Annotated in this window: 27 protein-coding genes; 6 read left to right on the top strand and 21 right to left on the bottom strand. The window is 69.1% G+C overall.

Translation table 11 applies throughout. The features are described from left to right. Nucleotides 1-22: 22 nt before the first annotated feature. The 8 genes from RC2_RS05800 to RC2_RS05835 form a co-directional block, all read right to left on the bottom strand. Nucleotides 23-670, bottom strand: coding sequence for a nucleoside/nucleotide kinase family protein (locus tag RC2_RS05800; protein WP_068147675.1), 648 nt, complete (start codon nucleotides 668-670; stop codon nucleotides 23-25). A 5-nt stretch (nucleotides 671-675) separates the two neighbouring features. Beyond that, nucleotides 676-1,569 carry a PfkB family carbohydrate kinase gene (locus RC2_RS05805; protein WP_068147623.1) on the bottom strand — a complete coding sequence of 298 codons (894 nt, stop codon included), beginning with the start codon at nucleotides 1,567-1,569 and terminating at the stop codon, nucleotides 676-678. Further along, nucleotides 1,569-2,393 carry an ATP-binding cassette domain-containing protein gene (locus RC2_RS05810; RefSeq protein WP_245810993.1) on the bottom strand — a complete coding sequence of 275 codons (825 nt, stop codon included), beginning with the start codon at nucleotides 2,391-2,393 and terminating at the stop codon, nucleotides 1,569-1,571. The genes RC2_RS05805 and RC2_RS05810 overlap by 1 nt, the downstream gene beginning before the upstream one ends. Continuing rightward, nucleotides 2,390-3,397: an ABC transporter permease gene (locus RC2_RS05815; RefSeq protein ID WP_068147627.1), complete on the bottom strand. Its 1,008-nt coding sequence runs from the start codon at nucleotides 3,395-3,397 to the stop codon at nucleotides 2,390-2,392. The genes RC2_RS05810 and RC2_RS05815 overlap by 4 nt, the downstream gene beginning before the upstream one ends. A gap of 8 nt (nucleotides 3,398-3,405) precedes the next feature. Continuing rightward, nucleotides 3,406-4,404 (bottom strand): substrate-binding domain-containing protein, encoded by a 999-nt coding sequence (locus tag RC2_RS05820; RefSeq protein WP_068147678.1) that lies wholly within the window; start codon nucleotides 4,402-4,404, stop codon nucleotides 3,406-3,408. 498 nt (nucleotides 4,405-4,902) lie between these two features. Next, nucleotides 4,903-6,609, bottom strand: coding sequence for a glycerol-3-phosphate dehydrogenase/oxidase (locus tag RC2_RS05825; RefSeq protein ID WP_068147630.1), 1,707 nt, complete (start codon nucleotides 6,607-6,609; stop codon nucleotides 4,903-4,905). Next, nucleotides 6,606-8,117 carry a glycerol kinase GlpK gene (gene glpK, locus RC2_RS05830; RefSeq protein WP_068147634.1) on the bottom strand — a complete coding sequence of 504 codons (1,512 nt, stop codon included), beginning with the start codon at nucleotides 8,115-8,117 and terminating at the stop codon, nucleotides 6,606-6,608. Before glpK ends, RC2_RS05825 begins: the two co-directional genes overlap by 4 nt. A gap of 40 nt (nucleotides 8,118-8,157) precedes the next feature. Continuing rightward, complete coding sequence (locus RC2_RS05835; protein ID WP_068147638.1) at nucleotides 8,158-9,000, bottom strand: MIP/aquaporin family protein; 843 nt, start codon at nucleotides 8,998-9,000, stop codon at nucleotides 8,158-8,160. Between the two features lie 132 nt (nucleotides 9,001-9,132). On the opposite strand from RC2_RS05835, the gene RC2_RS05840 reads away from it, so the two are divergent. Beyond that, a complete protein-coding gene (locus RC2_RS05840; RefSeq protein WP_245810994.1) occupies nucleotides 9,133-10,116 on the top strand; it encodes a sugar-binding transcriptional regulator in 984 nt (327 codons plus the stop codon). A 15-nt stretch (nucleotides 10,117-10,131) separates the two neighbouring features. On the opposite strand, the gene RC2_RS05845 is transcribed toward RC2_RS05840, so the two are convergent. The 10 genes from RC2_RS05845 to kynU all read right to left on the bottom strand — a co-directional run bounded on the left by RC2_RS05845 (nucleotide 10,132) and on the right by kynU (nucleotide 19,480). Continuing rightward, nucleotides 10,132-10,989, bottom strand: coding sequence for an SCO6745 family protein (locus RC2_RS05845; protein ID WP_068147681.1), 858 nt, complete (start codon nucleotides 10,987-10,989; stop codon nucleotides 10,132-10,134). A 17-nt stretch (nucleotides 10,990-11,006) separates the two neighbouring features. Then, on the bottom strand, nucleotides 11,007-11,756 hold the full coding sequence (locus RC2_RS05850) for an ABC transporter permease (RefSeq protein ID WP_245810995.1): 750 nt from the start codon (nucleotides 11,754-11,756) through the stop codon (nucleotides 11,007-11,009). Nucleotides 11,757-11,758: 2 nt separating this feature from the next. After that, nucleotides 11,759-12,544 carry an ABC transporter permease gene (locus RC2_RS05855; protein WP_245810996.1) on the bottom strand — a complete coding sequence of 262 codons (786 nt, stop codon included), beginning with the start codon at nucleotides 12,542-12,544 and terminating at the stop codon, nucleotides 11,759-11,761. Continuing rightward, nucleotides 12,541-13,443 (bottom strand): ATP-binding cassette domain-containing protein, encoded by a 903-nt coding sequence (locus RC2_RS05860; RefSeq protein ID WP_068147644.1) that lies wholly within the window; start codon nucleotides 13,441-13,443, stop codon nucleotides 12,541-12,543. Before RC2_RS05860 ends, RC2_RS05855 begins: the two co-directional genes overlap by 4 nt. Nucleotides 13,444-13,527: 84 nt before the next feature. Then, nucleotides 13,528-14,178 (bottom strand): response regulator transcription factor, encoded by a 651-nt coding sequence (locus tag RC2_RS05865; protein WP_068147696.1) that lies wholly within the window; start codon nucleotides 14,176-14,178, stop codon nucleotides 13,528-13,530. Next, nucleotides 14,175-15,305 carry a sensor histidine kinase gene (locus tag RC2_RS05870; protein ID WP_068147693.1) on the bottom strand — a complete coding sequence of 377 codons (1,131 nt, stop codon included), beginning with the start codon at nucleotides 15,303-15,305 and terminating at the stop codon, nucleotides 14,175-14,177. The genes RC2_RS05865 and RC2_RS05870 overlap by 4 nt, the downstream gene beginning before the upstream one ends. A 15-nt stretch (nucleotides 15,306-15,320) precedes the next feature. Further along, nucleotides 15,321-16,385: a DUF8320 family protein gene (locus tag RC2_RS05875; protein WP_139277297.1), complete on the bottom strand. Its 1,065-nt coding sequence runs from the start codon at nucleotides 16,383-16,385 to the stop codon at nucleotides 15,321-15,323. Continuing rightward, entirely contained in the window at nucleotides 16,373-17,572 is a 1,200-nt protein-coding gene (locus RC2_RS05880) for a sensor histidine kinase (protein WP_068147646.1), read from the bottom strand. Before RC2_RS05880 ends, RC2_RS05875 begins: the two co-directional genes overlap by 13 nt. Next, the gene (locus tag RC2_RS05885) at nucleotides 17,539-18,186 is read right to left on the bottom strand and encodes a response regulator (RefSeq protein WP_371828686.1); all 648 of its coding nucleotides are present in this window, start codon (nucleotides 18,184-18,186) and stop codon (nucleotides 17,539-17,541) included. Before RC2_RS05885 ends, RC2_RS05880 begins: the two co-directional genes overlap by 34 nt. Before the next feature lie 64 nt (nucleotides 18,187-18,250). Further along, nucleotides 18,251-19,480 carry a kynureninase gene (kynU, locus tag RC2_RS05890; protein WP_245811034.1) on the bottom strand — a complete coding sequence of 410 codons (1,230 nt, stop codon included), beginning with the start codon at nucleotides 19,478-19,480 and terminating at the stop codon, nucleotides 18,251-18,253. Between the two features lie 84 nt (nucleotides 19,481-19,564). On the opposite strand from kynU, the gene RC2_RS05895 reads away from it, so the two are divergent. Beyond that, nucleotides 19,565-20,563 carry an alpha/beta hydrolase gene (locus tag RC2_RS05895; RefSeq protein WP_068147659.1) on the top strand — a complete coding sequence of 333 codons (999 nt, stop codon included), beginning with the start codon at nucleotides 19,565-19,567 and terminating at the stop codon, nucleotides 20,561-20,563. A 2-nt stretch (nucleotides 20,564-20,565) separates the two neighbouring features. On the opposite strand, the gene RC2_RS05900 is transcribed toward RC2_RS05895, so the two are convergent. Beyond that, the gene (locus RC2_RS05900; RefSeq protein ID WP_068147661.1) at nucleotides 20,566-21,951 is read right to left on the bottom strand and encodes an acyl-CoA dehydrogenase family protein; all 1,386 of its coding nucleotides are present in this window, start codon (nucleotides 21,949-21,951) and stop codon (nucleotides 20,566-20,568) included. A 188-nt stretch (nucleotides 21,952-22,139) separates the two neighbouring features. On the opposite strand from RC2_RS05900, the gene RC2_RS05905 reads away from it, so the two are divergent. Genes RC2_RS05905 through RC2_RS05915 form a run of 4 tightly spaced genes read left to right on the top strand, consistent with a single transcriptional unit; the run spans nucleotide 22,140 to nucleotide 23,742 of the window. Further along, nucleotides 22,140-22,562 (top strand): DUF3558 family protein, encoded by a 423-nt coding sequence (locus tag RC2_RS05905; RefSeq protein WP_169846841.1) that lies wholly within the window; start codon nucleotides 22,140-22,142, stop codon nucleotides 22,560-22,562. A 5-nt stretch (nucleotides 22,563-22,567) separates the two neighbouring features. Then, nucleotides 22,568-22,903: a hypothetical protein gene (locus RC2_RS18605; protein WP_139277298.1), complete on the top strand. Its 336-nt coding sequence runs from the start codon at nucleotides 22,568-22,570 to the stop codon at nucleotides 22,901-22,903. Continuing rightward, the gene (locus RC2_RS05910; protein WP_072681185.1) at nucleotides 22,903-23,406 is read left to right on the top strand and encodes a DUF3558 family protein; all 504 of its coding nucleotides are present in this window, start codon (nucleotides 22,903-22,905) and stop codon (nucleotides 23,404-23,406) included. Before RC2_RS18605 ends, RC2_RS05910 begins: the two co-directional genes overlap by 1 nt. 6 nt (nucleotides 23,407-23,412) lie before the next feature. After that, nucleotides 23,413-23,742 (top strand): hypothetical protein, encoded by a 330-nt coding sequence (locus tag RC2_RS05915; protein ID WP_068153523.1) that lies wholly within the window; start codon nucleotides 23,413-23,415, stop codon nucleotides 23,740-23,742. Here the strand turns inward: RC2_RS05915 and RC2_RS05920 are convergent, their stop codons facing one another. After that, nucleotides 23,743-24,987, bottom strand: coding sequence for a glycoside hydrolase family 183 protein (locus tag RC2_RS05920; RefSeq protein ID WP_068153519.1), 1,245 nt, complete (start codon nucleotides 24,985-24,987; stop codon nucleotides 23,743-23,745). Nucleotides 24,988-25,092: 105 nt separating this feature from the next. Further along, entirely contained in the window at nucleotides 25,093-25,500 is a 408-nt protein-coding gene (locus tag RC2_RS05925; RefSeq protein ID WP_072681188.1) for a DUF6992 family protein, read from the bottom strand. Nucleotides 25,501-25,522: the final 22 nt, after the last annotated feature.

A 25,522-nucleotide genomic window follows, 5' to 3' on the forward strand; every position in this document is an offset into this window, starting at 1 on the left:
GTCGACATCGAGTTCGCGGCGATCATGGCAAGCGCAGAACGCGATCGGCGTGCACCGCGGTGGAGGTGATGAGTTCGGCGTTGCGCTCGTCGGACCCGAGCGTCCAGAACGACGCCTCCTGCGGCGTCTTGCCGTAGGACAGGTGACGACGGAGGAGGCGATCGTGCCGAATGTCGTTGTCGGGGGCCAGGAACCACACCTCGTCGACGTGACGACGGGCGCGCGGCCACGCGTCGACGTCGAGAAGAAGGTAGTTCCCCTCGGTGACCACCAGTGGCACGTCGCCGCGCACCGGGACGGCCGAGCCGATGGACTCCTCGAGGTCCCGGTCGAAGCGCGGCGCGTAGACCAGCGGCGCGTCGGTGGGCTGAGCGCGGAGCGTCTCGATCAGCCGGGCGTACCCGTCGTCGTCGAAGGTGTCGTGCGCGCCCTTGCGGTCCCGACGCCCGAGGTCGATCAACACCTCGTTGGCCAGATGGAAGCCGTCCATGGGGACGAGGACGGCGAGGTCGGGGCCGAGGGCCGCCACGAGTTCGGCGGCCACCGTGGACTTGCCCGCGCCCGGCGCACCCGTGAGGCCGAGGATGCGGCGCTGTCCCGGCACCGCCAGCGCACTCGCCCACGCGACGAGCTCGTCGAACGAGGCGTCCTGCACGTCCTGGCCGCTCATGACGGTCACCGCTTTCGAAAGTCGAGGGAGGGAACGTGCTCGATCCAGGACCGCGGTCCCACCATCGAGCACCGTAGGGCAGCCACGCGCGCCGAACACGCGAGGCGATCGGTGAGGTTGCTCTCACCGTCGGTCGAGAACCAGGCGTGCGCACCGTGGAAGACGTCGCCCGCGCCGAGCGTGTCGACAGCGGTGACAGCGGGCACGTCGACCGACCCGGATTCCGTCCCCACCCGCCACCGGATGGGATCGCCGCCGTGGGTGGTGACGACCGTCGGAACGCCGTCGCCGATCAGCGACGATGCCGTCGAGTCGGAGTCGTCGGCACCGGGGGTACGAAAGTCGGCCGAACACACCATGTCCGACGCCCACGGGACGAGGTCCGCCATGACCGGCTTCCACCGTCCGGCGTCGACGACGACGCGAACACCGTTCCGCGACGCCGATTCGGCGGCGGCGCGGGCGATGCGGGGATGGTGGCCGTCGACGAGGACGACGTCGGCACCCGCGAGGACACCATCGAGATCCGCCGGCGGCATCGCCTCGGACGCCACCGCGTCGAGCGAGACGACGGACCGATCCCCGGTCGTCTCGACCACCGACACCGCCGAGACGGGCACGGGTCGCACCGTGCCCGCCGCGGCGTCGCGCACCTCGACCCCGTGGCGCGCCAGATCGGCACGCACCAGATCGGCCACCGGCTCGTCGCCGAGCGCCGTGACGAGCACGGCGTGCCCACCCAACGCGGCGAACGTGACCGCCGCGTTGGCGGCCGGTCCACCGGCCGCGACGAACTGCGCACTCGACGTGATCTTCTGGTTCACCGCGGGCGGTGCCGCGATGCGATGGATCACGTCGAGCGTCGCGAGTCCGACGAAGACGCCGCGGGAAGGTGTCACTACAGGCCGGCGCGTTCCGAGTCGGTGGGTTCGGTGGCACCGGTCATGAGTGCCACCACCTCGGACATACTGCGCTGCTTCGGATCCACCACGCCGGCGCGCTTGCCGAGGCGGTGAATGTGGATGCGATCGGCCACCTCGAACACGTGCGGCATGTCGTGGCTGATGAGCACCACGGGGATGCCGCGGTCGCGGATGGACCGGATGAGGTCGATGACCATCCCCGATTCCCGCACGCCGAGGGCCGCCGTCGGCTCGTCCATGATGATGACGCCGCGGCCGAACGCCGCCGCACGTGCCACCGCCACACCCTGACGCTGGCCACCCGAGAGGGTCTCCACCGCCTGGTTCACCGACTTGATGCCGATCTTCAGATCGGCCAGATGCTGCGACGCCTCCTGCCGCATCCGCGGCATGTCGAGACGACGGAACACACTGCCCATGACGCCTTTTCGCTTGATCTCACGTCCGAGGTACAGGTTGGACGCGATGTCGAGCGCAGGGATGACCGCGAGGTCCTGGTACACGGTTTCGATACCGGCGGCCCGCGCGTCACGCGTGTTCTTGAACGACTGCACCGCACCGTTCATGAGGATCTCGCCCGAGTCCGGGATCACCGCACCGGCGAGAGCCTTGATGAGACTGGACTTTCCGGCGCCGTTGTCCCCGATGACGGCCAGGACCTCGCCGGCACGGAGCTCGAAGTCTGCGCCGTTGATGGCGGTGACGTTGCCGTACCGCTTGACCAGGCCGCGCGCCTCGAGGACGGGCGCACCCGCCGCTGCACTCCCGGACGTGGTGCCGGGGTTCTCCACCGTCGTCACTGAGACCTCCTGCGGGCGAACTGATCCACGGCCACCGCGACGATGACGAGGATGCCGGTGGCGATGTTCTGGTAGAGGCTGTCGACGCCGGCCTGGGTGAGACCGTTGCGCAGCACGCCGACGATCAGGGTGCCGACGAGCGTGCCGATAACACCGCCGCGACCACCGAAGAGGCTGGTCCCGCCGATGACCACTGCGGTGATCGTCTCGAGGTTGGCGTTCTGGTACGCGTTCGGATCGGCATTCGGGATGCGTCCCAACGCCGCCCACGCGGCGATGGCCGCGATGACCCCGGTGACGATGTAGACGGAGAACAGCACGCGCCCGGACTTGATACCGGAGAGGTTGGACGCCTGCGGGTTACCGCCCACCGCGTAGATGTGCTTGCCCCACGAGGTCTGGGACAGGGCGTACCACATCACCAGGTAGACCAGCAGCATCGCGACGACGCCGTACGTCGTCGAGAAGGAGCCGATCTTGAACGAGGTGCCGAGGAACGTCAGCGGGCCCTGCTCCACCCGGTAGGTCTCCGACCCCGCGAGCAGGCGGGTCGCCGCCTGGATCGCGGTGAAGGTACCGAGCGTGACGATGAACGGCGGTAGCCGCAGCACCGTCACCAGACCGCCGTTGATCGCACCGAACGCGAGGCACACGGCCAGCGTCGACCCGAGCGCGACCATCGGTCCGTTGGCCCCCGCCGTCTGCGCCATCACGATGGTGCCGAAGACGGCGACCGCACCGATCGACAGATCGATGCCGGACGTCAGGATGATCAAAGTCTGTCCGACGGCGAGGATTCCGACGACGACCGACTGCTGCAGGATCAGCGAGACGTTCTGCGGGTTGAGGAACGAGTCCGAGATCGCGCTGAACACGATGACGGCCAGAACCAGGGCCACCATGGGGCCGAGGAGCGGTTCACGGAGGATGTTGCCCACCGTGAACCGGCTCGACACCGGTGGCTTCTCCGTCGCCGGGGCAGCGGCGGTGTTGGCGGTGCTCATGTGACCGATCAGCCCCAGCAGTTCTCTTCGCCCCAGGCGGTGTCCTGGGACTCGAGGCCGGAGACGGGCTTGTCGGTGATGAGGACCGAGCCGGTGTCGTTGAAGCCGCTGGGCTTGGTGCCGTCCTGCGCGAACTTCACGACGGCCTGCACGCCCTGCTCCGCCATCTTGGCCGGGAACTGCATGACGGTGGCGCCGATCTTGCCGGCCTTGACGTCGGCGACGCCGGTGCAGCTGCCGTCGATGGACCCGATGGTGACCTGGTCGGCCTTACCGGCGGCCTGGATGGCCTGGTAGGCGCCGGCCGCGGCGGGCTCGTTGATCGTGTAGAGCGCGTTGGTCTGCGGTGCGCGCTGGATCAGGTTCTCCATGGCGGTCTGCGCCTTGGTCTGATCGCCGTTGGTGTTCTCCTGGCCGACGATCTGCGGCGCACCCTCGGCGAGACCCATGCCCTCGAGGAAGCCCTCGTGGCGGAAGGAGTCGACGGTGCCGCCGGCGGTGCCGTCGAGCATGACGAGCTGGGGAGCGGTGCTGCCCAGGGCCGCCTTGACCCACTGGCCCTGGCTGACGCCGGCCGCGCGGTTGTCGGTGGCGAAGGTGGCGTCGACCGCGTCCTCGGGGTCGGTCGCGGTGTCGAGCGCGATCACGACGACGCCCGCGTCACGCGCGTTCTGGATGGCGTCGAGCACGCCGGTGGACGAGTTCGGCGTGATGAGAATGCCCTTCACGCCCTGGCCGACCATGTTCTCGATGGCGGAGACCTGGCCCTCGTTGTCGCCGTCGAACGCGCCGGCGAGCGCAACGAGCTCGGCGCCGTCCTTGTCGGCCTGCGCCTGAGCGGCCTCGCGCAGCTTGACGAAGTACGGGTTGGAATCGGTCTTGGTGATCAGACCGACCTTGACGCTGTCCGAGTCGGAGCTGCTGCAGGCCGTGAGGCCGAGCGCCAACGAACCGGCCATCAGGACCGCGCCGATGGTGAGCGTGGACCTGCTGCGAGTTTCGAACATGTGGACTCCCTTGTCCGACGGGCGCGACGCCGACCGCATCGCGTGACCGGGGGAGCGTAAGACGGGCGCAAGCGTTTGCGTAAGCGTTTGCGCGAAGATGTCCGATTCGAGTTTCCGTGGGCGTTGCTGCCTGGTTGCACACAGGACACGTCGATGGGTGGGATCCCGGCGATCGGGGCGAGTTGTGTGCGCTGGGGCAGGAGGGTGGGCGAGCCCGGGGCGGTGCTGCACGGGCGCACACAGGACGAGGGAACGGACGGGATCCCGGCGATCGGCGCGAGTTGTGTGCGCGGAGGCATGCGACGGGCATGGGGCCCGGGGCGGTGCTGCACGGGCGCACACAGGACGAGGGAACGGACGGGATCCCGGCGATCGGGGCGAGTTGTGTGCGCGGAGGCAGGTCAGGTGGGCCGCGGCACGGGGCGGGACGCACGGGCCCCGGAGACAGCAGTGCGCCCCGAGCGACGGATCGCTCGGGGCGCACTGGAGACGCCGAACTCAGGCCACGGGCACCCGCACGTCCGGCGCACCGAGCCGCGCGGCGTCCGCGGTCTCGTCGTCCGGCTGCATCTGCGATTCCCGTTCCGCCGCAACGCGCTTGCGGTAGTGCTCGATCTCGTCGGCCACGTGCTGCTCATCCCAGTCCAGGATGGGCGCGACCAGCGCGGCGACCTCGGACGCGGCGGCCTCACCGCGGTCGTCGAGCTCGATGGACACCCGAATACGACGGGTGAGGATGTCGTCGAGATGCTGCGCACCCTCGTGGCTGGCGGCGTAGATCGCCTCGGCCTTGAGGTACGCCGGCGCCGTCTCCAGGGGCTGCCCCAGCTCGGGCCGCTCGTCGATCAACGCCAGCACCTCGTGGACCAGGGAGCCGTAACGACCGAGCAGATGCTCCATCCGACCCACCCGAATCCCGGCGCGCTGGGCGGCGAGTTCGCGGGAGTTCCACAACCCGTAGTACCCCTCGGCCCCGAGCAGCGGGATCTTCTCGGTCACGCACTCGGGCACCCGGCGCTCGAGACCGTGCACCGCGGAATCCACGGCGTCCTTGGCCATCACGCGGTACGTGGTGTACTTGCCGCCCGCGATGACCGTGAGGCCGCGGACCGGGCTGGACACCGCGTGCTCGCGCGAGAGAGTGCTGGTGGAGTCCGACTCGCCGTAGAGCAGCGGGCGCAGTCCGGCGTAGACGCCGACGACGTCCTCGTGGTCCAGCGGATCCTGCAGGAGCCGGTTGACCTCGGTGAGGATGTAGTCGATGTCGCTCTTGCTCGCCGCGGGATGCGCGAGGTCGAGCTTCCAGTCGGTGTCGGTGGTGCCGATGATCCAGTGGCTGCCCCACGGAATCACGAACAGCAGCGACTTCGACGTGCGGGTGATGATGCCCGCCGCCGCGTTGATCCGGTTGCGCGGTACGACCAGGTGGACGCCCTTGGAGGCACGCACCTGGAATTGCCCACGGCCGCCGAGCATCTCCTGGATCTCGTCGGTCCAGACGCCGGCCGCGTTGATGACGTGCTTGGCCGCGATCTCGAACGACTCCCCCGTCTCGAGGTCCGTGGCGACGACGCCGATCACCCGGTCGCCGTCGCGCAGGAACCCGGTGACGCGAGTGCTGTTGACACACAACGCCCCGTAGGCCGCCGCGGTCCGCGCGATCATCATGGTGTGCCGGGCGTCGTCGACCTGGCCCTCGTAGAACTTGATGGCGCCGCGCAGCGCGGAGCGCTTCCCGGAGGGAAAGGCCTCGAGCGTCTTCTTCTTCCCCAGGTGGCGATGATGCGACGGCACACCGCGACCCGCGCCCATGACGTCGTACACCCCGATGCCGAGCCCTGCGTACGGGCGGTCGATCACCTTGAGCAGCGGGTAGAGGAACGGCACCGGGCGCGCGAGGTGCGGGCACAGGTCGTTGAGCACGAGCGACCGTTCCTTGAGCGCCTCGAACACCAACGAGAAGTTGAACTGTTCGAGGTAGCGCAGACCGCCGTGGAAGAGCTTGGACGACCGGCTCGAGGTGCCCGCGGCATAGTCCCGCGCCTCGACGAGACCGACTTTCAGGCCGCGGGTGACGGCATCGAGCGCCGCCCCGGTCCCGACGACACCGCCGCCGATGACCAGGACGTCCATCTCCTCGGAGGCGAGGCGGCGCAACGCCTCACGACGCGCGTCGGGACTCAGTGCTGTGCTGGTGGTTGTCATTCGTCATCGACCCAATCGAGTGTTCTCGTCACGGCTTTCTTCCACCCGGCGTAGAGCTTGGCTCGCTCCGCGTCGTCCATGGACGGTGTCCATGTCTTGTCCTCGGCCCAGTTCTCGCGGATCTCGTCCTCGCTCGCCCAGAAACCCACCGCCAGTCCGGCGGCGTAGGCGGCGCCCAGCGCGGTGGTCTCGGCGACCACGGGTCGCACCACGTCGACACCCAGGATGTCCGATTGGAACTGCATCAGAAGCTCGTTCACCACCATACCGCCGTCGACCTTGAGCACTTCGAGGTCGACGCCGGAGTCGGCGTTCATCGCCTCGATGACCTCGCGCGACTGATACGCAGTGGCTTCCAACACAGCTCGCGCCAGATGGCCCTTGTTGACGAATCGAGTGAGGCCGACGATGGCGCCGCGCGCATCGGACCGCCAGTGCGGCGCGAAGAGTCCGGAGAACGCCGGCACGAAGTAGGCGCCGCCGTTGTCGTCGACCGACTTCGCGTCCTTCTCGATGTCGGCGGCGGTCGCGATCATGCCGAGGTTGTCGCGCAGCCACTGCACGAGCGAGCCGGTGACGGCGATCGAACCCTCGAGCGCGTAGACCGTCGGCTGGTCGCCGATCTTGTAGCAGACGGTGGTGAGCAGACCGTTCTTGCTCATCACCTTGTCGGTACCGGTGTTGAGGAGCACGAAATTGCCGGTGCCGTAGGTGTTCTTGGCTTCACCCGGCGACAGGCAGGCCTGGCCGAAGGTGGCGGCCTGCTGATCGCCGAGGATGCCGGCGATGGGAACACCGCGCAGGGAACCGCGCTCGCGCACGTTGCCGTACACCTCGGAGGAACTCTTGATCTCGGGCAGCATCGACATCGGGATACCCATGTCGGCGCAGATGCTCTCGTCCCAGGACAGGGAATCGAGATCCATGAGCAGGGTGCGCGAGGCGTTGGTGGGGTCGGTGTAGTGCAGACCGCCGTCGGTGCCGCCGGTCATGTTCCACAGCACCCAGGTGTCCATGGTGCCGAAGCAGAGGTCGCCCGCCTCGGCCCGCTTCCGGGCACCCTCGACGTTCTCGAGGATCCACATGACCTTGGGCCCCGAGAAGTACGTGGCCAGGGGCAGACCGGTCGTGGCGGTGTATTTGGTCGCGTCGCCGCCGCCGAGCTTGGTGACGATGCGGTCGGTGCGCGTGTCCTGCCAGACGATGGCGTTGTAGACGGGCTCGCCGGTCTTCCGGTCCCACACGAGCGCGGTCTCGCGCTGGTTGGTGATGCCCACGGACACGATGTCCGCCGGTGTCAGGTCGGCCTTGGCGAGCGCACCGGCGGTGACGGTGCGGACGTTCTCCCAGATCTCGACGGCGTCGTGCTCGACCCACCCGGCCTGCGGGAAGATCTGCCGGTGTTCCTTCTGGTCGACGGACACGACGGTGCCCGCGTGGTCGAAGATCATGCACCGGGTCGACGTGGTGCCCTGGTCGATCGCGGCGACGTAGCGCTGCTCGGTCATCGGTTCTCCATCTCGGCAGGGGTGGCGGGGTGAACGGTGGTCATGCGGTCTTGTCGCTCTCGGGGAGACGTCCGGGCTCGAGGGCACCCTCGTCGTCGGCGGGCGGGAGGTGCTTGCCGACCAGACGGTCGTAGAGGAACACCCCGATGGGCCCGCCGATCAGCGGTCCCACGATGGGGACCCAGAAGTAGAGGCTGCCGTACTGATCGCGCCATGCCCCACCGTATCCCGTGATGTACGACGCGAGGCGGGGTCCGAGATCGCGGGCCGGGTTGATCGCGTAGCCGGCGTTGGTGCCCCAGGCGAAGCCGATGGCGACGACGATCAGGCCGATCACGAACGGGGCGATGTTCGCCATGGGCGGGCTGTTGCGCTTGTCGGTGACGGCGACGATGAGGAACAGCAGGATCGCCGTGCCGATGATCTGGTCGATCAGGGCGGACTGCAGGCTCACAGGCAGCGTGCCGTTGCCGGGGAGCGTGGAGAAGATGGTCTGCGTCGCCGTGGTGTGCTCCGGGTCGATCGCGGTGATCATGTCGTTGTAGTTCCAGCGCACGATCAGCGCCGCGACGAACGCGCCGAGCATCTGCGCGGCGACGTAGGGGCCGACCTTCGCCCACGAGAAGTCGCGGAACAGCGCGAACGACACCGTCACTGCGGGATTGAGGTGCGCACCCGTCGCGCGACCGGCGACGTAGACGCCGAACATGACGCCGAGGCCCCAGGCCCACGCGATCGAGTCGTGGTCGCCGAGGCTGCCCGCCTCACCGCCCGACACCACCTGGGCGACGACGCCCACGCCGAACAGAATGAGAATCATCGTTCCGGCGAACTCGGCCGCCATCTCCGCACCCAGGCCCCACTTGGCCCGCTTTTCCGTCATCGTCGTCCCTCCGCATTTGTGATGCGCGCCATAGAAGCGCTCGGTGAGGTCAGACTAGAACCAACGACGCCGAAACTGCACGTCGTCACACCTCCTCTGCACATATGTGCAAATCGGACTACGGTGACCGTCGTGGCATCCGACCTCGCTCCGTCCTCGACGACCGATCCGCGCACGTCCGACGCCGTGCGGGCGGCGCGGCTCTACTACTTCCAGGACCTCACGATGGCGGCCATCGGCCGCGAACTGGGCGTCTCGCGGTCGACGGTCTCGCGCCTGATCACCTTCGCCCGCGACTCCGGCCTCGTGGAGATCAAGATCAGCACCGCTCTGGGCCAGGGACCGAGCCTCGAGCGCGCGTTCGCCGACCGGTACGCGGTGCGGGCCCACGTGGTTCCCGTGCCGGAGTCGGTCAGCGACGTCGATCGACTCGATCGCGTGGCGATGTTCGCCGGCCGCCTGCTGACGACGTTCGTCACCTCGGACATGGTGGTCGGCATCGCGTGGGGCACGACGGTCAGCGCCGTGAGCCGGCACGTCGCCCCGAAGCGCACCCACAACACGCACGTGGTCCAACTGAACGGGGCTGCGAACACCCGCACCACCGGCGTCTCCTACGCCACGGACATCGTCCGAACCATCGGGGACGCGTACGGCGCTGTGGCCCAGGGATTTCCGGTGCCCGCGCTGTTCGACTACCCGGAGACGCGCCGGTTGTTGTGGCGGGAGCGATCGATCCGCCGCGTCCTGGATCTGCGGGATCGGATGGACCTGGCGCTGTTCGGCATCGGCGTGCACGGAGGTGCAGTGCCGAGCCACGTCTACAGCGCCGGGTACCTCGAGAAGTCGGACCTGGCCGAACTGGACCGGGACGGCGTGGTGGGCGATATCGCCACCGTGTTCTTCCGGTCGGACGGAAGCTACGACCGCATCGCGCTCAACGACCGGGCGAGCGGGCCGACGCTGGACGCCCTGAAGAGCGTGCCGCGACGGCTGTGCGTCGTGGCCGGCGAGGACAAACTCCGCGCCCTGCACGCCGCGCTCACCGGCGGGCTGATCACGGACCTGGTGATCGACGACCTCAGCGCCGCAGCCCTTCTCGCCCGTTCGGCCTGACGCGATCCGCCGCGGTCAGGCCTTCTTCTTCGTCCCCGGCAGGAACCCCGCTGCGATGACGGCCTTGACGTAGGGACGCGCGGAGGTCAGGAGGTCCTCCGCGTCCGGGACGTCGCTCCAGATCGACGCGGCCAGACGGTCGGTGCGCTCCTCGATGCGGCGATCGAGCTCGACGCCGCCCTCGGACAACGCCTCCGCATCGGGCTGCAGCAGCCCGCGCGAGCGCAGTCGCTCGATCGCGGCGCCCCACTGCTCGTCGGACCACCCGCGCGTGATCTGCGTGATGCGGCGCCCGAGCGTGCGGCGCCCTGCCGGATCGGGATGCTGCGCCTCGTGGAACACCACGGCCTCGGTCGGATCCAGCTCGGCGTCGACCAGTGCGGCCAGGTGACCGTCGCCGCGCCACTCCCGCAGGACCGCGATGGCGTGCCACAACGCGAGGTGCGGCGCGTCGGGATGGCTCGCGTCGTGCCAGGCCGCCGAGAGCGGTCGACCGGCGAAGTCGGCCCTGTCCCCGATCTCGTGCAACCGGCGGGCGAGATCCACGAGGTGCGGATCCCCGGCCCGCTCCCCCAACGCGTCCGCCAGCACCGTGTCCAGCGCCGCCCAGCGGCGATCCGACACCCGTTCCAACCCGGCCTCGACCGCCGCCGGCCACGCGGCGGCGATCAGAGCGGGCGAGAAGTTGTAGAACGTCGACGACACCACCGCCGGCGCGCACGGGCCCAGCGGCGCACCACGAGCCCCCACGTAGAACGCGTGCCCGTCGAGTCCGGTATCCGTGTACGCGTTCGGCAGATCCGGATTGAAGTACGCCGCCACGTGATACGGCTCGAGCGTCGAGTAGGCCAGGCGGGCGAGGGCGGACGTCATGGCCCCGACGGTAGCGGTCACGGTGTGACCACGTCTCGCCGATCGAGAACTCGCACCGCTGTCGCTACGACGGCAGTGCCGAGCACCACCGTCGCCGCGAGGACCGCGGCGACGGAACCGGCGGTGAGCGCGCCGGAATCGCCGAACGCGCCCGAGGCGAGCTGGCCGGCCCGCGTCGCGAGCGCGTAGGGCAGGACGGCGATGGCCGCGTGCACCTTCGCCGTCATCAGCACCACGGCGAGGCCCGCGCCGACCAGCGCGACCCCGATGGGCGCCGCGAACGAGCGCATGATCATCGAGAGCAGTGACTGCAGCGCGGCCAGGGGGATCACCGCCGCGGCCGTCACCGCCGCCACCACGAGGTACCGCGGAGGAAGGGCGCCGTCCAGACCGAAGAACGCCGCGCCGAGCACCCACACGGCGGCGAGTTGCACGGCCAGCATGGCGATTCCGAGCCCGGCAACCACGGCCGTCTTGGCCACCACGATGCGCGCCGAGGACACCGGACCGGACATCAACGCGGTCCAGTTGCCGCCACGATGCTCCGGCCGCCAGACGAGCGACGCCAGGACGGCGACCCCCAGGGCCAGCGGGAACAGACCGAAGAACACGGCGGTACGCAGCCACAGCGTGTCCCATCCTTCGGCCAGTCCGGTGCCGAACGCCGCAGTATTGACGACCCCCAGCGCGGACATGACGAGAGGAAGGACCACCACGACGGCCCACACCTGAGAACGCTTCAGCTTGAGCACTTCTGCGGACAGCATGTTCAGACCTCCTGTCGATCGAGTCGCCGGGTCGCCACGACGACGCCGGCGGTGGCCAGCAGCGCCAGCGCGACGACGCTGACGTAGGACGGCTGCAGGGTCACCACCGATTCGCCCGCGTAGTCGGCGGCGGCGATCAGCGACCAGTAACCCCACGGCGTCAGATGTGCTGCCCACCCGGGCAATCCGGACGAGCAGATCGCGACCACCGTGCCGACGATGCCCACCCCCAGCGGGATCAGCTGATTGTCGATGCGGGCCGAGATCAGCACCTGCACGGCCAGGACCACCAGGGAGACCACGATCGCGGCCACGGTGTAGCCGAGCCACAGCGACACCGGGACGGGGCCCGTGGCCCCCGGGGCCCGGGTCAGGAGCGCCACGACGACGGACGCGCCGCCGGTGCCGACGGCGACCGCCGCGGCGAGCACCCCCAGCTTGGCGCGGCAGAGCCGGCCCGGTGCGACTCCCGTGGTGCGGCCCAGCAGCCATCCTCCGCCCTGGTGCTCGATGTCGACGGCACGGCTGGCGAGGATCGCCAGGATCACCGGGGACGCGACGGGAACGGCCAACGACAGTCCCGCCAAGGGCAGGGCAGCCGGGAGGTCGCCGTCGGTGGACGCTCCCGCGAGCGTGCCGACGAGGGTGAGCCCCACGATGCCGACGGCGAGCAGCGCGGTCACGAGGCCGATCCGGAGATGCCGGCACTTCGCGATCTCGTTGCGCAGCAACGTCGCCGCGCCGGGTTCGAGGCGGACGGAGTGCACGCTGCGTGTCTCGGTGGTCACGGTCGACCTCCACTCGTCAGGGACATGAAGACGTCCTCGAGGGACTGCTCGTCGCGCCGGACGCCGAACACGCCCGCGCCGGCGCCGACCAGGTCCTCCACCACCCGCGCCGTCGTGCGATCGTCGATGCCCGACACCCGCACGGTGTGACCGTCCACCCGAGCCGGAAGATCCTTCCGCAGAACGGGTCCGACGCGGGAGGGATCGACCGTGTCGATGAGGACGTCGGGGGTGACGGCGCTGGTGAGGTCGGTCCGCGAGCCCTGGAAGATCATCCGGCCGCCGCTGAGGATGCCGAGGACGTCGGCAGTCCTGTCGATCTCGCCCAGCAGGTGACTCGAGACCATCACGGTGACGCCGTTCGACGCCAGGTGGCGGAGCAGTCCGCGGATCTCCTCGATGCCGGCGGGATCGAGACCGTTGGTGGGCTCGTCGAGGATCAGCAGTCGGGGTTCGCGGGCCAGCGCCATGGCGATACCGAGGCGCTGCTTCATCCCCAGGGAGTAGTGCCGCACCTTCTTGTCCATCTGGTCCTGCAGGCGAACGGTGCGCACGGCGCGCTCGACCTGATCGTTCCGCAGACCCAGACTGCGCTGCACGATCCGGAGGTTCTCCGCCCCGGTGAGATGGCCGTAGCCGGGCGGCGCCTCGATGAGCGACCCCACGCCCGCGAGCAGGTCGCGACGGGTCTCCCGCGTCATGGGGCGACCGAACAGCTCGATGCGGCCACTGGTCGGGGCGATCAGGGACAGCAGCATCTTCATGGTCGTCGACTTGCCCGACCCGTTGGGTCCGAGGAAGCCGTAGACGCAGCCCTCGGGAATCCGCAGGTGCAGGTCGTCGACCACGGTCGTGGAGCCGTACCGTTTGCCGAGTGCCTGTGTGCTGACGATGTCCATGCCGCCACTCTGCTCGGTGGCGGCGCCGACATCGTCAGCCCGAGGACGGAACTTCGGGGGTATACCTGAGTAGGAGGTCGGGCCTCAGGACCGATCCATCAGACCGTTCTCGTACGCCGCGATGACCGCCTGCGTGCGGTCGCGGAGACCGAGTTTCGCCAGGATGCGGCCGACGTGCGCCTTGACCGTCACCTCCGAGACCTCCAGCGCCGCGCCGATCTCGGCGTTGGACAAGCCCGATGCGATCGCCCGGAGAACCTCGAGCTCGCGGGGGGTGAGGTCGACCAGCTTTTTGCCGGTCGCGGGCGGGGGTACGCCGCGGGTGAAGTGGTCCACCAACCGCCGCGTGGTCGACGGAGCGACCACCGCGTCACCGTCCCGCACGTGACCCAGGGCGGCGACCAACTCGTCGACCGGGCCGTCCTTGAGGAGGAAACCGCTGGCTCCGCCCCGCAGGGCGTCGAACGCGTACTCGTCGAGGTCGAAGGTGGTCAGGATCAACACCTTCGGTGCGCCCGGGTGCCGACACAGTTCACGGGTGGCCGCCACCCCGTCCATCACCGGCATCCGCACGTCCATCACGACGACGTCGGGACTCGTCTCCCGCACCACGTCGAGGGCCGTGCGCCCGTCCGCGGCCTCGCCGACCACCTCGACGCCGCGGGCCTCGAGCACCATGCGCAGGCCCGTGCGCACCAGGTCCTGATCGTCGACCAGCACCACCCGAATGCTCATGCGGGCACCGGGATCCACGCGTGGACGACGAATCCGTGATCGGCCGGTTCGGCGGTCAGGCTGCCGCCCACCGCCTCGACGCGCTCGCGCATTCCGATCACCCCCAGTCCACCGGTGGCGGTGTCACGGCCCCGCCCGTCGTCGGTCACGGACACGGCGACTCCGTCGCCGGTCCACCGCATGCCCACCTCGACAGTCTCGACGGGCCCGGCGTGCTTCCGGACGTTGGTCAGTGCTTCCTGGACCACACGGTAGATCACGAGTTCCGTTCCCGCCGTGAGACTGCGCGGCGTCCCCTCCACGCGCAACGTGACGGGAACCCCGACCGTCCGCGACAGGTTCAGCAGGTCCTCGAGGCCGGCGAGGGTCGGCTGCGGATCCGACGCTTCGTCCTCCGACCGGAGAACCGACAGCATCGACCGCATCTCCGTCATCGCGTGGCGGCCGGTGTCCCGCACCGACAGCATCGCCCTGCGCGCGCGGTCCGGGTCGGTGTCGGCCATCGACGCCGCCCCCTCGGACAGCAGAACGATGGCGCTCAGACCGTGGGAGACGACGTCGTGCAACTCGCGGGTGATCCGCGCCCGCTCGTCCAGAACGGCGATGCGCGTACCGGTTTCGCGCTCACGCTCGGCCTGCAGCGCCCGCTCCTCGAGGCTCTCGACGTAGAGCCGACGGGTCCGCGTCAGGGCGCCGACCAGCCACGCGACCAGCACGATGGCCACGAACAGTCCGATGTCCCCCGGAGTCAGACCATCCGTGTGACGCGTGGGGACCGTGACCGCGAGAGTCCATGCCGCAGCCACCGTCGCCGCGGGGATCGAGACGGTCCACGGACGCGCGGCCGCCACCCGGACGAGCGTGAGAACCACCACCACGTCGGCCACAAGCAGGCCGAGCCCGACGAGGGGCTGCACGAACGCCACCGCCACGACGAGGACGAAAGCGAGACCCGGCCGGTGGCGACTGAGCAGGTACGCCAGACACAACCCGATCGGAACGAGCAGGGCCGCAGGGGAGGCCGTGCCCTGGATCGGCAGGTTGTAGGCGAAGACGGCCACGGCGACAGCGATGTCGAAGGTGCGCCGCACGGCCGGAGACATCCGTGAGGGGTTCGGGAACGCCATCGCGGTCACCGTAGCTCAGGTCGGGGGCCGCGGCGTCTCGTCGCCGCGAACCGCGTGGGGCAGGTCCACTCGTCGCGGGCCGTCGACTCCGTCGACCAGGATCGACGCCGCGGAATCGCGGTCGGGTGGCAGGAGTCGGACGGTCACCGCCTCCACCGCCGGGTTCTCGAGGGCGGCGACCACCGCGTCCACGATCGCGTCGTCGACAGTCTCGGTGTTCTCGTGTCCGCGGTCGTCGAGCAGCAGGACGTCCACCCCGCGGCTGCGTGCGGCGCGCACGGCGCTGCTGACGTCGACCAGCCCCCGCGCCCGGAAGGAGTCGCGGAGCTGGCTCTCCAGGAGTCGGCAGGCGAGCCGCTCGTCGTCGGCCAGCGGCTCCCCCGAGGCGATACGGGTGAGCAGCGGGCGCGCCAACTCGTCGAGCCGGGTCAGCTGGACGTCCCGTTCGTGCAGCGACGCGGCGGCGGCCGCTTCCTCCGCGGCCCGGACGGTGGTCTGCGCGCGGAGTTCGAAGATGTCCGCGACGGGTGTCCGGATCGCATGGGCGAAGAAGGACCCCATGAGAACCAGTGCGACACTGGGCAACACGAGCGGACCGGCGATCGTCCACCCCTGGCCGGTGTCGGTGGCCCACGCGAGGGTGACCACGACGACCGCGGCGTACTCGGCCCACCCCCACCACGGCCGACCGCGAACGCACAGGAATGTCACCACGCCGGCGCAGACCCCGATGGGCCAGGTCTGCAGGGGGTTGTCGAGGGGAACGGGAAGCGACCACAGGACGAGCGCACACGACGCCGGCCCCGCGAGACCGATGGCGAGGGTCGCGGGGAGCGGGAGGGGGTCGCCGTGCACGCACACCAGGGCGACGACGCAGGCCGCGTGCACCGCGAGGGCCAGCACCGGTGCACCGATCGGCTCGACGCCGCCGAGTGCGCCGAGTGCCGCGACGGCGACTCCGATCAGGTGGAGGGCCACCACGATCGCCGCGGCGCGGGTGCGCATACCGAGCAGCGTGGTCACGTCAGCGTCGCGACCGTCGAGCCGATCGGGAGCGAGCGACCAGATCACCGACGCCACCACAGATCCACCCTCGTACCCGCTCCCGGCGCCGATCGCAGCTCGGCGGAACCGCCGGACAACCGGGCCATCCGGTCGACGATGCTGACCCGCACACCCAGTCGATGGGCCGGAACGGAGTCGGTGTCGAACCCGATGCCGTCGTCCCGCACCACGACGTGCACCTCGTCCGCCGCCACGGTCACCTCCACCTCACGCCGCGCTTCTCCGGCATGCCGCACGCTGTTGCGCACCGCCTCCGCGAGCGCGGCACCGACGGTCCTGATCGCCTCGGCCGGATACCGAGTCACCGCCGCGTCGGATGCGTGCACCGTCATCGGAATCGACCCGTCGACCGCCGTCGCCGCGGCACGCAGGTGGGCGAGGACGTCGTCACCCGAGAAGTCGTCGGCCGATCCGGCGTCGTCACGCAACGCGTCGAGTTCCGCGAGAGTCGTTCTCGCCTGGCGCGCGACCGCGTCTCCGGCGTCGGGACGTGACGCCGCGAGCAGCGTCGACATCACGCCGTCGTGAATCAGTCCGTCGAATCGCCTGCGTTCGACCGACCGCGCCTCCAGCGTGGCCGATCGCGCGGCCTGGGCGTACGACGACGCCCGCGTGCGGTCCAGCAAGCGCCCGGTGCGGGCCGCCATGACGGCCGCGCCGACGAAGATGATGCCGAAACCGAAGCCGTACACCACATCCGGCACCAGCGGGCTGCGGTCGACGGGCTCACGCACCGTGTAGTTGACCGTCTGCGCTCCCACGGTGACCACCGCGAGGTAGAGGAAGACGCGCGCGGGCGTCGTCGTGATCGCCGCACCCAGGGCGGCGAGGGCGGGAAAGAAGGAGAACCACACCGGCTCGGACTCCACGAACGACGCGCCCGTCCACCCGAGTGGCCAGGTCGCCAGACCGACGAGGTAGCCCACCATGCACGCGACCGCCAGCATCGTGATCGCCCGAATCGACCCGACGAACGCCACCACCGCCAAGGCGAGTCCCGGGCCGAAGAACAGGACCAGAGCGACGGGCGTCCACCACGGCCGGGTGATGGACGCCGTCTGCACGATGGCCGGGATCGACACGAGGACGTAGAAGACGTAGCCGGCGCCGATGAAGCGGCCGAACATCCGCATGATCCGATCGGCGGCACTGGTGTCCGCGCCGGGCGTCATTTCTTGCGTCGACGCGGGAAGGGTAGCCACCCGTCCTCCAGGGCGCGCTTGTAGAGCTCGGATTTGGTCGGGGCGGGTCGGCCGGCGTCGGCGTACTTGGTGCGGATGCGCCGGAGGTAGTCGTTGACGGTCTCCCGCGAGATCTTCAGGTCCGACGCGACGCGCGTGGCGGTCTCACCCGCGGCGTAGAGCTCGAGCACCTTGCGGTGTTGCGGGCTCAGGTCGACGAGGTCGATCTCGGGATCGCCGTCGATGGCCGCAGCCCAATCCGTCGTCGGCACGACCTCGCCACGCACCGCCGTGCGAATGGCGTCGACGATGTCCTCCGGACTGCGCGACTTGCGGATCACGCCGAGGACGCCTGCTCGCGCGGCTTCCCGCACGAGGTACGGATCCTCGCCGGAGGTGAGCACGAGGACCGGTACGCCACGTTGCCGAATGGCCTCGACGTTTCCCGTGGGCGAGGACCCTTCTCGCAGGCGCAGATCGAGGACCACCAGATCCAACGCCGGGAGGTCGGCGACGAGGTCCGCGACGGTGGACGCGTGGGCCACCAACTCGAGGTCGGCGCAGTCCGCCAGACGAACTCGCAGGCCATCGATGGTGAACTGATGGTCGTCGACCATGCCGATACGTGCTGCCACCCCACCCCCCCGGTCACTCGGAGCGTCAGACTATCCCGACAGCGTCCATTTCGGAGTGGTCGGTTCAGTTTTCTCCTGCGAGCCGATGACGGCGCACCTCGTCCCGTATCGCATCCATTCCCGTCACCAATTCCTGGAACGAGGTACTGAGCGGGCTCGGTCCGAGTCGGAGGCCGTGTGGCGCTCGGAAATCGGGCACGACACCGCGGGACCACAGTCGCGGCGTGATGTCGCGGAAGCCGGGGTGATCGAGAGTGACGTGGCCTCCGCGCCTGGCCGGGTCCTCGGGGGAGGCGATCTCGACGCCGAGCGGCGTCAACTCGGCGTGGGCGTGATCGAGCGCCAGGGCGGTGAGGGCGACGGACTTGGCGCGAAGTGCGTCGATACCCACCTCGTCGATCATCTGCAGCGTGTCCTGCATGGCGATCATGGCCAGGATCGGCGGTGTGCCGCTGAGCAGTCGACGGATTCCGTCCGCCGGGACCCAGCCCTGCTCCATCGCGAACGAGTCCGCGCGACCGGCCCACCCGTGGATCGGATGATCGAGCCCGTCGTGATGCTCGTGGCGCACGTAGGCGAAGGCCGGGGACCCCGGCCCGCCGTTCAGGTACTTGTAGGTGCAGCCGGTGGCGAGGTCGACGCCCCAGTCGTCGAGGTGGAGCGGAACCGACCCCACCGAATGCGAGAGGTCGAGCAGCAGGAGCGCACCCCGGCCGTGAGCCGTCTCGGCCGCCGCAGCGGCGTCGAGCAGAAAACCGGAGCGATAGGCGACGTGGCTGAGCACCACCACGGCGGTCCGGTCGGTCACGGCGGCGGCGAGCTGGTCGGCCTCGACGCCCCCGCGCGGGTCGGAGTCGATCCACCGCACGGTGAGACCGCGGTCCTGAGCGATGGACTCGACGACGTACCGGTCCGTGGGGAAATTGTCGCGATCGACGACGATCTCGGTGCGCTCCGGCCGGAGTGAGAGTGCTCCCCGGATGAGCTTGTAGAGCAGGACGGTGGTGGAATCGGCGATCACGGTCTGCCCCTCGGCCGCGCCGAGAACGACACGACCGAGGGTGTCGCCCTGCGTGATCGGCAGATCCCACCACTGTTCGTCCCAGCCGCGGATGAGCCGCCCGCCCCACGCGTCGGTCATGAAGCGGGTGACCTTCTCGATGCTCGCGGCCGTGGGTCGGCCCAGCGAATTCCCGTCGAGATACGAGACGACGGCATCCGTGGGGGCGGAGTGGAAGCGGTCTCGGTAGTGGCGCAGGGGATCGGTCGCGTCGGCCTCGGCCGCTCGGGTCAGGTGGTCCACGCGGGGCTCCCTCGATGCTGTGGCTGTCGGCGATGTCCGACGGTCGCCCCGAGCGTAGGACGTAGCGTGAGGTCCATGGCCGACACCCGGATCGACGTCCTCCTGCATCCCGACTCCGTCCTCGACGTGCGCACGGCGACGGACCTGGCGCAGCGCGCTCTCGACGCGCGCGGCGTGGCCGGGGACGTCGTGGTGACCGACGACGTCTCGACGGCAGCCGGTGACGCGGTGGTACTCCCGGCACCGGGCGGCGCGGTCGATCTCGGAGGCGACGGGCGGTGCGTCGTACGGGTGGACCTCGGGCTCGCCGAGCCCGATCGATCGTCGAACCTGTTCGCGCACATCCGCGGTCGCGGACTCGACGGGCTGCGCTATGCCGTCGACCGGGTGTACCACCACCGGCTACACCCGGCCGAGGTGGTGCGCTACGGCGAGCATTGGGAGCAGCGGGTGGAGGTCCGCCGGTGCGGCCGGGCGGATGCTCCGGCCGCGGCGCTGGTCCACGGCGGGTACTGGCGGGAAGCGTTCGAGCTGGACTCGCTCGACGCGATCGCGATCGACCTGCTGTCACAGGGGTTCGACACCTGGAACATCGAGTACCGCCGACCCGCCGCGCACGGCTGGTCGACGACGACCGCCGACGTCGAGGCCGCCCTGAGCGTGGTCGACGCCGGAACGGTGGTGGCCCTGGGCCATTCGGCCGGTGGCCAGCTGGCCCTGCGGTGGGCCGCCGACCATCGTCCCGCCGTGGTGGTGAGCCTGGCCGGCGTCCTCGATCTCGCCGTCGCCCGCACCCGGCTGCTCGGCAACGGCGCTGCCGACGTCATCGACGAAGCCGACAGTGCGGCGTCGCCACGCGCGCGTCTGCCGCTCGGAGTGCCCACCGTCGTCGCGTGCGCGACGGAGGACGATCCGAATCTCAACGACATCGGACGGGAGTACGTCGACGCCGCCCGGACGGCCGGGGACGACGTCGACCACGTCGAAGGACCCGGTGGGCACTTCGCGGTGGTCGACCCCGGCTCCGCGGTGTGGGCGGACGTCGTCCGTGCAGTGCAGGATCGCCTGCGATAGAACTACTTCCGGCTGGGCGGCTGCAGCAGCTTCATGGCTCCGCGCAGGACCGGCTCGGGGACCTTGTCCTTCGCTTCCATCGCCTTGTTCATCATCTTGGTTCGCGTCTCGGTGCCGCGGCCGAAGGCCTTGTTCAGCGGACCGCCGTCGGGCTCCATCTCCGCGTGCAGCGGGACGTCGCCGTCCTTCTGTGCGATGGCGTTGCTGATGACGACGCGCTGGATCTCGCTGGTGCCCTCGAAGATGGTGTAGAGCTTGGCATCCCGGTACCACTTCTCCACGGGGTGGTCGGTGATGTACCCCCACCCACCCATGGTCTGGATCGCGCGTTCGGTTGCCGCCACGGCGACCTCCGTCGCGGCCAACTTGGACATCGAGCCCTCGCCGCGCTCGAAGTGGATCTTGTTGGCCGCCATCCAGCTTGCCCGCCACGTCAACAATCGGGCGGCGTCGATCCGCATCGCCAGATCGGCGAGGGGGAACGCGATGCCCTGGTTGTCGATGATGGGTGAGCCGAACGCCTCGCGCTCGTTGGCGTACTGCGTGGCGTACTCGAGGGAGGCGCGGGCGATACCCAGGGCCTGAGCCGCCACCATCGGGCGAGTCTGCTCGAGGGCGCCCAGCGTGGCCGACCGGCCGCGAATGCCCGTCTTCTCCGCCTCCCTGGCCTTGGCCAGCTTGTGCTCGAGTTTGTCCGCGCCGCCCAGCAGGTTGGCCTTGGGGATGCGAACGCCGTCGAACTTCAGCTCCGCCGTGTGCGACGCCCGGCATCCGAGCTTGTCCAGCTTGCGGACGAGTTCGAGGCCCTTGGTGCCGCCGGGGACGATGAACAGCGCCTGACCCTTGTGGCCGAGTTCCGGGTCGACGTTGGCGTTGACGACGTGGACGTCGGCGATGCCGCCGTTGCCGATCCACATCTTGTGGCCGTCGATGACCCAGTCGTCGCCGTCCTGGCGGGCCGTCGTGCGAAGATTTCGCACGTCGCTTCCGCCCTCCGGTTCGGAGATGGCGAGGGCCGCGAGCTTGATGTCGTCGGGAGTGCCGAAGCACTGCGGCGCCCACTCGAGCATCTGCTCCGGGGTGGCCGCCTGACCGATCGCCGACAGCGCCAGAGCCGGCATGACCACCGCGAGACCGATACCGGCGCAGCCCCAGAACAGTTCTTCCATGAACACCGGCAACGACAGTCCCGTCGGATCACCGATCAGGTCGCGGTAGAACAGCGGCGAATAGAACCCGGCCCGCGCCGCTTCCTGCAGCACCGGCCACGGGAACTCCTGCTGCTGGTCGTAGTGCTGCGCGACGGGCCGGACCACGTTCTCCGCGAAGTCGTGCGTGCGCGCCACCAGATCGTGCTGGGCCTGTGTGAGCGTCAGATCGAAAGCCATGGTGTCCCCCCATGAGATGTCGGTTCGCTCGGGTGGTACCCCCTGTCACCGTCTGTTACACACATCACATGGGGTGTGGGGGGAACCGCCCGCGGCCCGGGGGCGTCCAACGGGTCGTGAGAACCGTCGGGGTGGGGTTGGCATGCGCGCTGGTCGCGGGCTGCGGTGGGGGTGTCGCGGGTGAGCCGGTGGCGGAGCTGTGGGATCCGTGCAGCCTGCCGGCCGAGGCGTTGGAGGGGGTTGGGGTGGAGCCGGGGGTGGTGGATTCGACCGATGAAGTTCTGGAACCGTCCGCGAGGTGGCGGACATGCTCCTTCCGCGGTTCGAACTCCGTCCGATGGACGATCTACTCGACCGATACGAGCTACGCCGATGTGCGAACCAGTCCGTCTGCACGAGAGCCTCGTGACACGAATATCGGCGACCGCGACGCGGTCATCTACAAGGGGCCTGCGGATCCTGTTCTCGCCGAATGCTTCGTCGCCCTGCCCACGTCGACCGGTGCGGTCGAGCTGAAGATCGCGGACACCGACGGCGAGGCGGATTGGCTTGAACTGTGCACTCGAGCCGAGAGCACTGCTCGGGCGCTTCTTCCCTACTTGCCGAGGTGACAACCATGTCCGATGAACGAGTCGTAGTCGATGCTCAGGCTGCGGAGGACTGTGCCCGCGCTTGCGAGACGTTCGCATCATCGATGCGGGACATCGTCAACACAGTCGGCGACGTGGGCCATTACAGAGGCTTCGGCACGTTGCCATCGGGCGTCGCACTGGCAGCGAAATATGCAGAGTCGACCCGAGGCGGACCCGGAAGCCTGACATTCACACTAGATCGGCACGCCGAGGTTGCCATGAAACTCGCCGACACCTTCCGCCGCATGGGTGATCAGTACGTCGAGACGGACGATGCCGTGGCGGCGTCGCTGCGGCCGTCGGATACGGGCGGTCGGTAGTGCCGACTACACGTTTACGAATTACCGGCGTCGTCGGCGCCGTCGCACTGCTCCTCGGTGGGTGCGGTGGGGGTGTCGAAGGGACGCCGGTCGCGGAGTTATGGGATCCGTGCAGCATTTCCCCGCAGCCGATCGCGGATCTGACCCTCAGACCGGCCCCCGTGTCAGCGGACGACTTCCTCCCGCAGGGATCTGAATGGAAGACCTGTACATGGCGCAACGACTGGTACTTCCTCACAGCCTTTTCGGCAACCGTGTCCGCGAAGGATCTCGGCAATGACGCCAGGATGTCGCAACGCATCCAGTACACAATCGACGGCCGGACAGTTTTTTCCTTCGTCGACCGGAACTCACCCGAATCCAGTTGTTCCGGCGCGATCGATGTACGGAGGGGGGCCGTGGAACTGAATGTCAGAACGGCGTTGGGAGAGGCCGCCCGCCGGCCATTGTGCGACGTCGCAAAAGAAGCCGTCGTGGCATTTCTGCCCTACCTACCGAAGTGAGTATCCATGGCTGACGAGCAACTGATCGTGACGTGGGAAGCTGCCAAGCACTGTGCATCAGCGCTGGGCCGGTTCGCAGAGGATCTGCAAACCATCGCCTCCGATGTGCAACGCAACGGCAGAGTCTCGGGCTTCGGCACCCTCCCCTCCGGCATCGCGCTGAACGCGAAGTACACGGAGCTCACGTCGGGCGGATCAGGCTCGCTCACGGCGATGTTGCAGGGCCACATCGACATCGCCACGAAGCTGGCCGACACCTTTCGCCGCATGGGTGAGCAGTACATGACGACGGACGACGCCGTCGCTGCGTCGCTGCGCCCGACCGAACCTCGGTGATCAGCGCAGGGCGTCGAGGTTCGTGCGCAGCAGCATGACGTTGTAGTCCGACCAGCGGGACGCCGTGAAGTACAGGTCGCGGCCCGACGAGCTCGGGTGGATGTACGGCGCGTACACCCCGCCGATCGTCTCGCCCCGGCCGAGCAGCGTGCGCGGTGCGCTCCACGGGCCCTGCGGCTCCGTGGCGGTACGGGCCACGATCGAGCCCTGCGTCTCGTCGCCGTAAAGCATCACGTACTTCTGCAGATACTCGTTCCACGCGACGCTCATCTCCGACACGGGTTCCTGGACCACCTTGATCGAGTCCTCGACCCGTGGCGACCAGGGCGCCTCCGGCTTCCCCGTCGAGTACTCGTACTTGGTGAGGTCCAGGATGTCCGCCGGCCGCACACGCGCCAGGAAGGCCGCGCCGAAACGACCGTTCGGCGTGCCGAACTGGTACAGCCAGCCGTCGTTCCCCCTCGCGTACGCATTCATCTGGAATCTGCCGTTGGCTTCGTTGACCTGCGCGACGCCGGGGATGGTGACCCCCTTGTTCACCCTGATGGTCAACGGGTCGGTGGTCCACGTCTGACCGTTGTCACGAGAGGTGGCGATGGCCGAGAAATTGGTGACCCACCGGCCGGGCGCGCCCCACGACTGCACCGACATGTAATTCAGGTACTGCACCCCGTCGATGGCGATGGCCGCGGTCGGGATGGTGGTCGCCTCGATCTCGGGCAGGCCGAGCGTCGGGACGATCTGGCGCGCGAAACGCGGCGCGTCGGGCGTCACGACGGAGCCCGAGCCGCTGTCCCCCGGCACGGCGTCGGGAATGGAGATGCCGTCCGCCAAGGCGGTGTCCCCGGATCGCAACAGCACGTTGTTGCGCCATTGCCCGCCGCCCACGGAGCAGTTCCCGAAAGTGTCACCGAAGGCGTAGAGCACCTGGCCGGCGCCGTTGTCCCAGGCAATGCCCAGATCGGTTCCCGAGATACCGAAACGGTCGTACGTGCTGTTCGGGCCGGCGGGCCCCGTCACCCATCCGACGGACTGGGTGTTCGACGACCGGATGGGCGCCAACGGGCCCTGCGGACCACGGGGGTTGGTGCCCCCGCCGCCCGAGCTGCCGAACATCGACGATCCCGGTCCCATGCGGCCACCGCACGGCTCGGCCGACGCGACGGACGTCGTCGCCACGCTCAGACCACTGATGGCAAGAGCCAGGATCGCCCCGTGAACGGCAGATCGACCGATTGCGCGCATACCCAGAACCCACCCGTCGTGGTGTTACTCAAGTGATTGTTGTGACGAGTGTTACTGAGGAGGCAACAGCGCGCAACCGCAGCTCCGGGCGAATAGTGAACTACATCAGTGTGATTCGAGCTGGCGAGCGTGCACCGAATCGAGCACCAGCAGGGCCGCACCCTGCACGACGACGGCCGCACCATGGCCCCACGACCGATCGCGGGTGAGCCGTCCGCCGAAGGACGGTCGGTGATACATCATGTGGGCACCGCCCGCGACGTAGCCGACGTCGAGAGCCGTGTTGATCCAGAGAGTGCGGCGCAGCGACGGGCTGGTCACCGGCTTGGAGCGGGCGGCCCCGATGCCGGCGATGGCCAGGTCGATCGCGCCCCACCCGGCACTCTGCAGACCGAACGCGCGCAGGCGTTCCGAGCTCGACACGGCGAGGGCGAGTCCGCCGACCACACTGCCCCCTCCCCACCAGGCGAGGCGGCGTCCGAGGGTGTCAGCGATGCTCTGGGCCGAAGTCATGAGTCCAGTGTGCCGGGTGGAT

It is taken from the genome of Rhodococcoides corynebacterioides NBRC 14404 (assembly GCF_001894765.1).
Taxonomy (GTDB): Bacteria; Actinomycetota; Actinomycetes; order Mycobacteriales; family Mycobacteriaceae; genus Rhodococcoides; species Rhodococcoides corynebacterioides.

Coding starts and splice junctions, on each gene's coding strand:
- RC2_RS05925 (WP_072681188.1), bottom strand. CDS start 25,500: ATGACTTCGGCCCAGAGCATCGCTGACACCCTCGGACGCCGCCTCGCC.
- RC2_RS05845 (WP_068147681.1), bottom strand. CDS start 10,989: ATGACGTCCGCCCTCGCCCGCCTGGCCTACTCGACGCTCGAGCCGTAT.
- RC2_RS05800 (WP_068147675.1), bottom strand. CDS start 670: ATGAGCGGCCAGGACGTGCAGGACGCCTCGTTCGACGAGCTCGTCGCG.
- RC2_RS05860 (WP_068147644.1), bottom strand. CDS start 13,443: ATGGACATCGTCAGCACACAGGCACTCGGCAAACGGTACGGCTCCACG.
- RC2_RS05915 (WP_068153523.1), top strand. CDS start 23,413: ATGGCTGACGAGCAACTGATCGTGACGTGGGAAGCTGCCAAGCACTGT.
- RC2_RS05920 (WP_068153519.1), bottom strand. CDS start 24,987: ATGCGCGCAATCGGTCGATCTGCCGTTCACGGGGCGATCCTGGCTCTT.
- RC2_RS05895 (WP_068147659.1), top strand. CDS start 19,565: ATGGCCGACACCCGGATCGACGTCCTCCTGCATCCCGACTCCGTCCTC.
- RC2_RS05820 (WP_068147678.1), bottom strand. CDS start 4,404: ATGTTCGAAACTCGCAGCAGGTCCACGCTCACCATCGGCGCGGTCCTG.
- RC2_RS05835 (WP_068147638.1), bottom strand. CDS start 9,000: ATGACGGAAAAGCGGGCCAAGTGGGGCCTGGGTGCGGAGATGGCGGCC.
- RC2_RS05865 (WP_068147696.1), bottom strand. CDS start 14,178: ATGAGCATTCGGGTGGTGCTGGTCGACGATCAGGACCTGGTGCGCACG.
- RC2_RS05825 (WP_068147630.1), bottom strand. CDS start 6,609: ATGACAACCACCAGCACAGCACTGAGTCCCGACGCGCGTCGTGAGGCG.
- glpK (WP_068147634.1), bottom strand. CDS start 8,117: ATGACCGAGCAGCGCTACGTCGCCGCGATCGACCAGGGCACCACGTCG.
- RC2_RS05900 (WP_068147661.1), bottom strand. CDS start 21,951: ATGGCTTTCGATCTGACGCTCACACAGGCCCAGCACGATCTGGTGGCG.
- RC2_RS18605 (WP_139277298.1), top strand. CDS start 22,568: ATGTCCGATGAACGAGTCGTAGTCGATGCTCAGGCTGCGGAGGACTGT.
- RC2_RS05850 (WP_245810995.1), bottom strand. CDS start 11,756: ATGCTGTCCGCAGAAGTGCTCAAGCTGAAGCGTTCTCAGGTGTGGGCC.
- RC2_RS05870 (WP_068147693.1), bottom strand. CDS start 15,305: ATGGCGTTCCCGAACCCCTCACGGATGTCTCCGGCCGTGCGGCGCACC.
- RC2_RS05815 (WP_068147627.1), bottom strand. CDS start 3,397: ATGAGCACCGCCAACACCGCCGCTGCCCCGGCGACGGAGAAGCCACCG.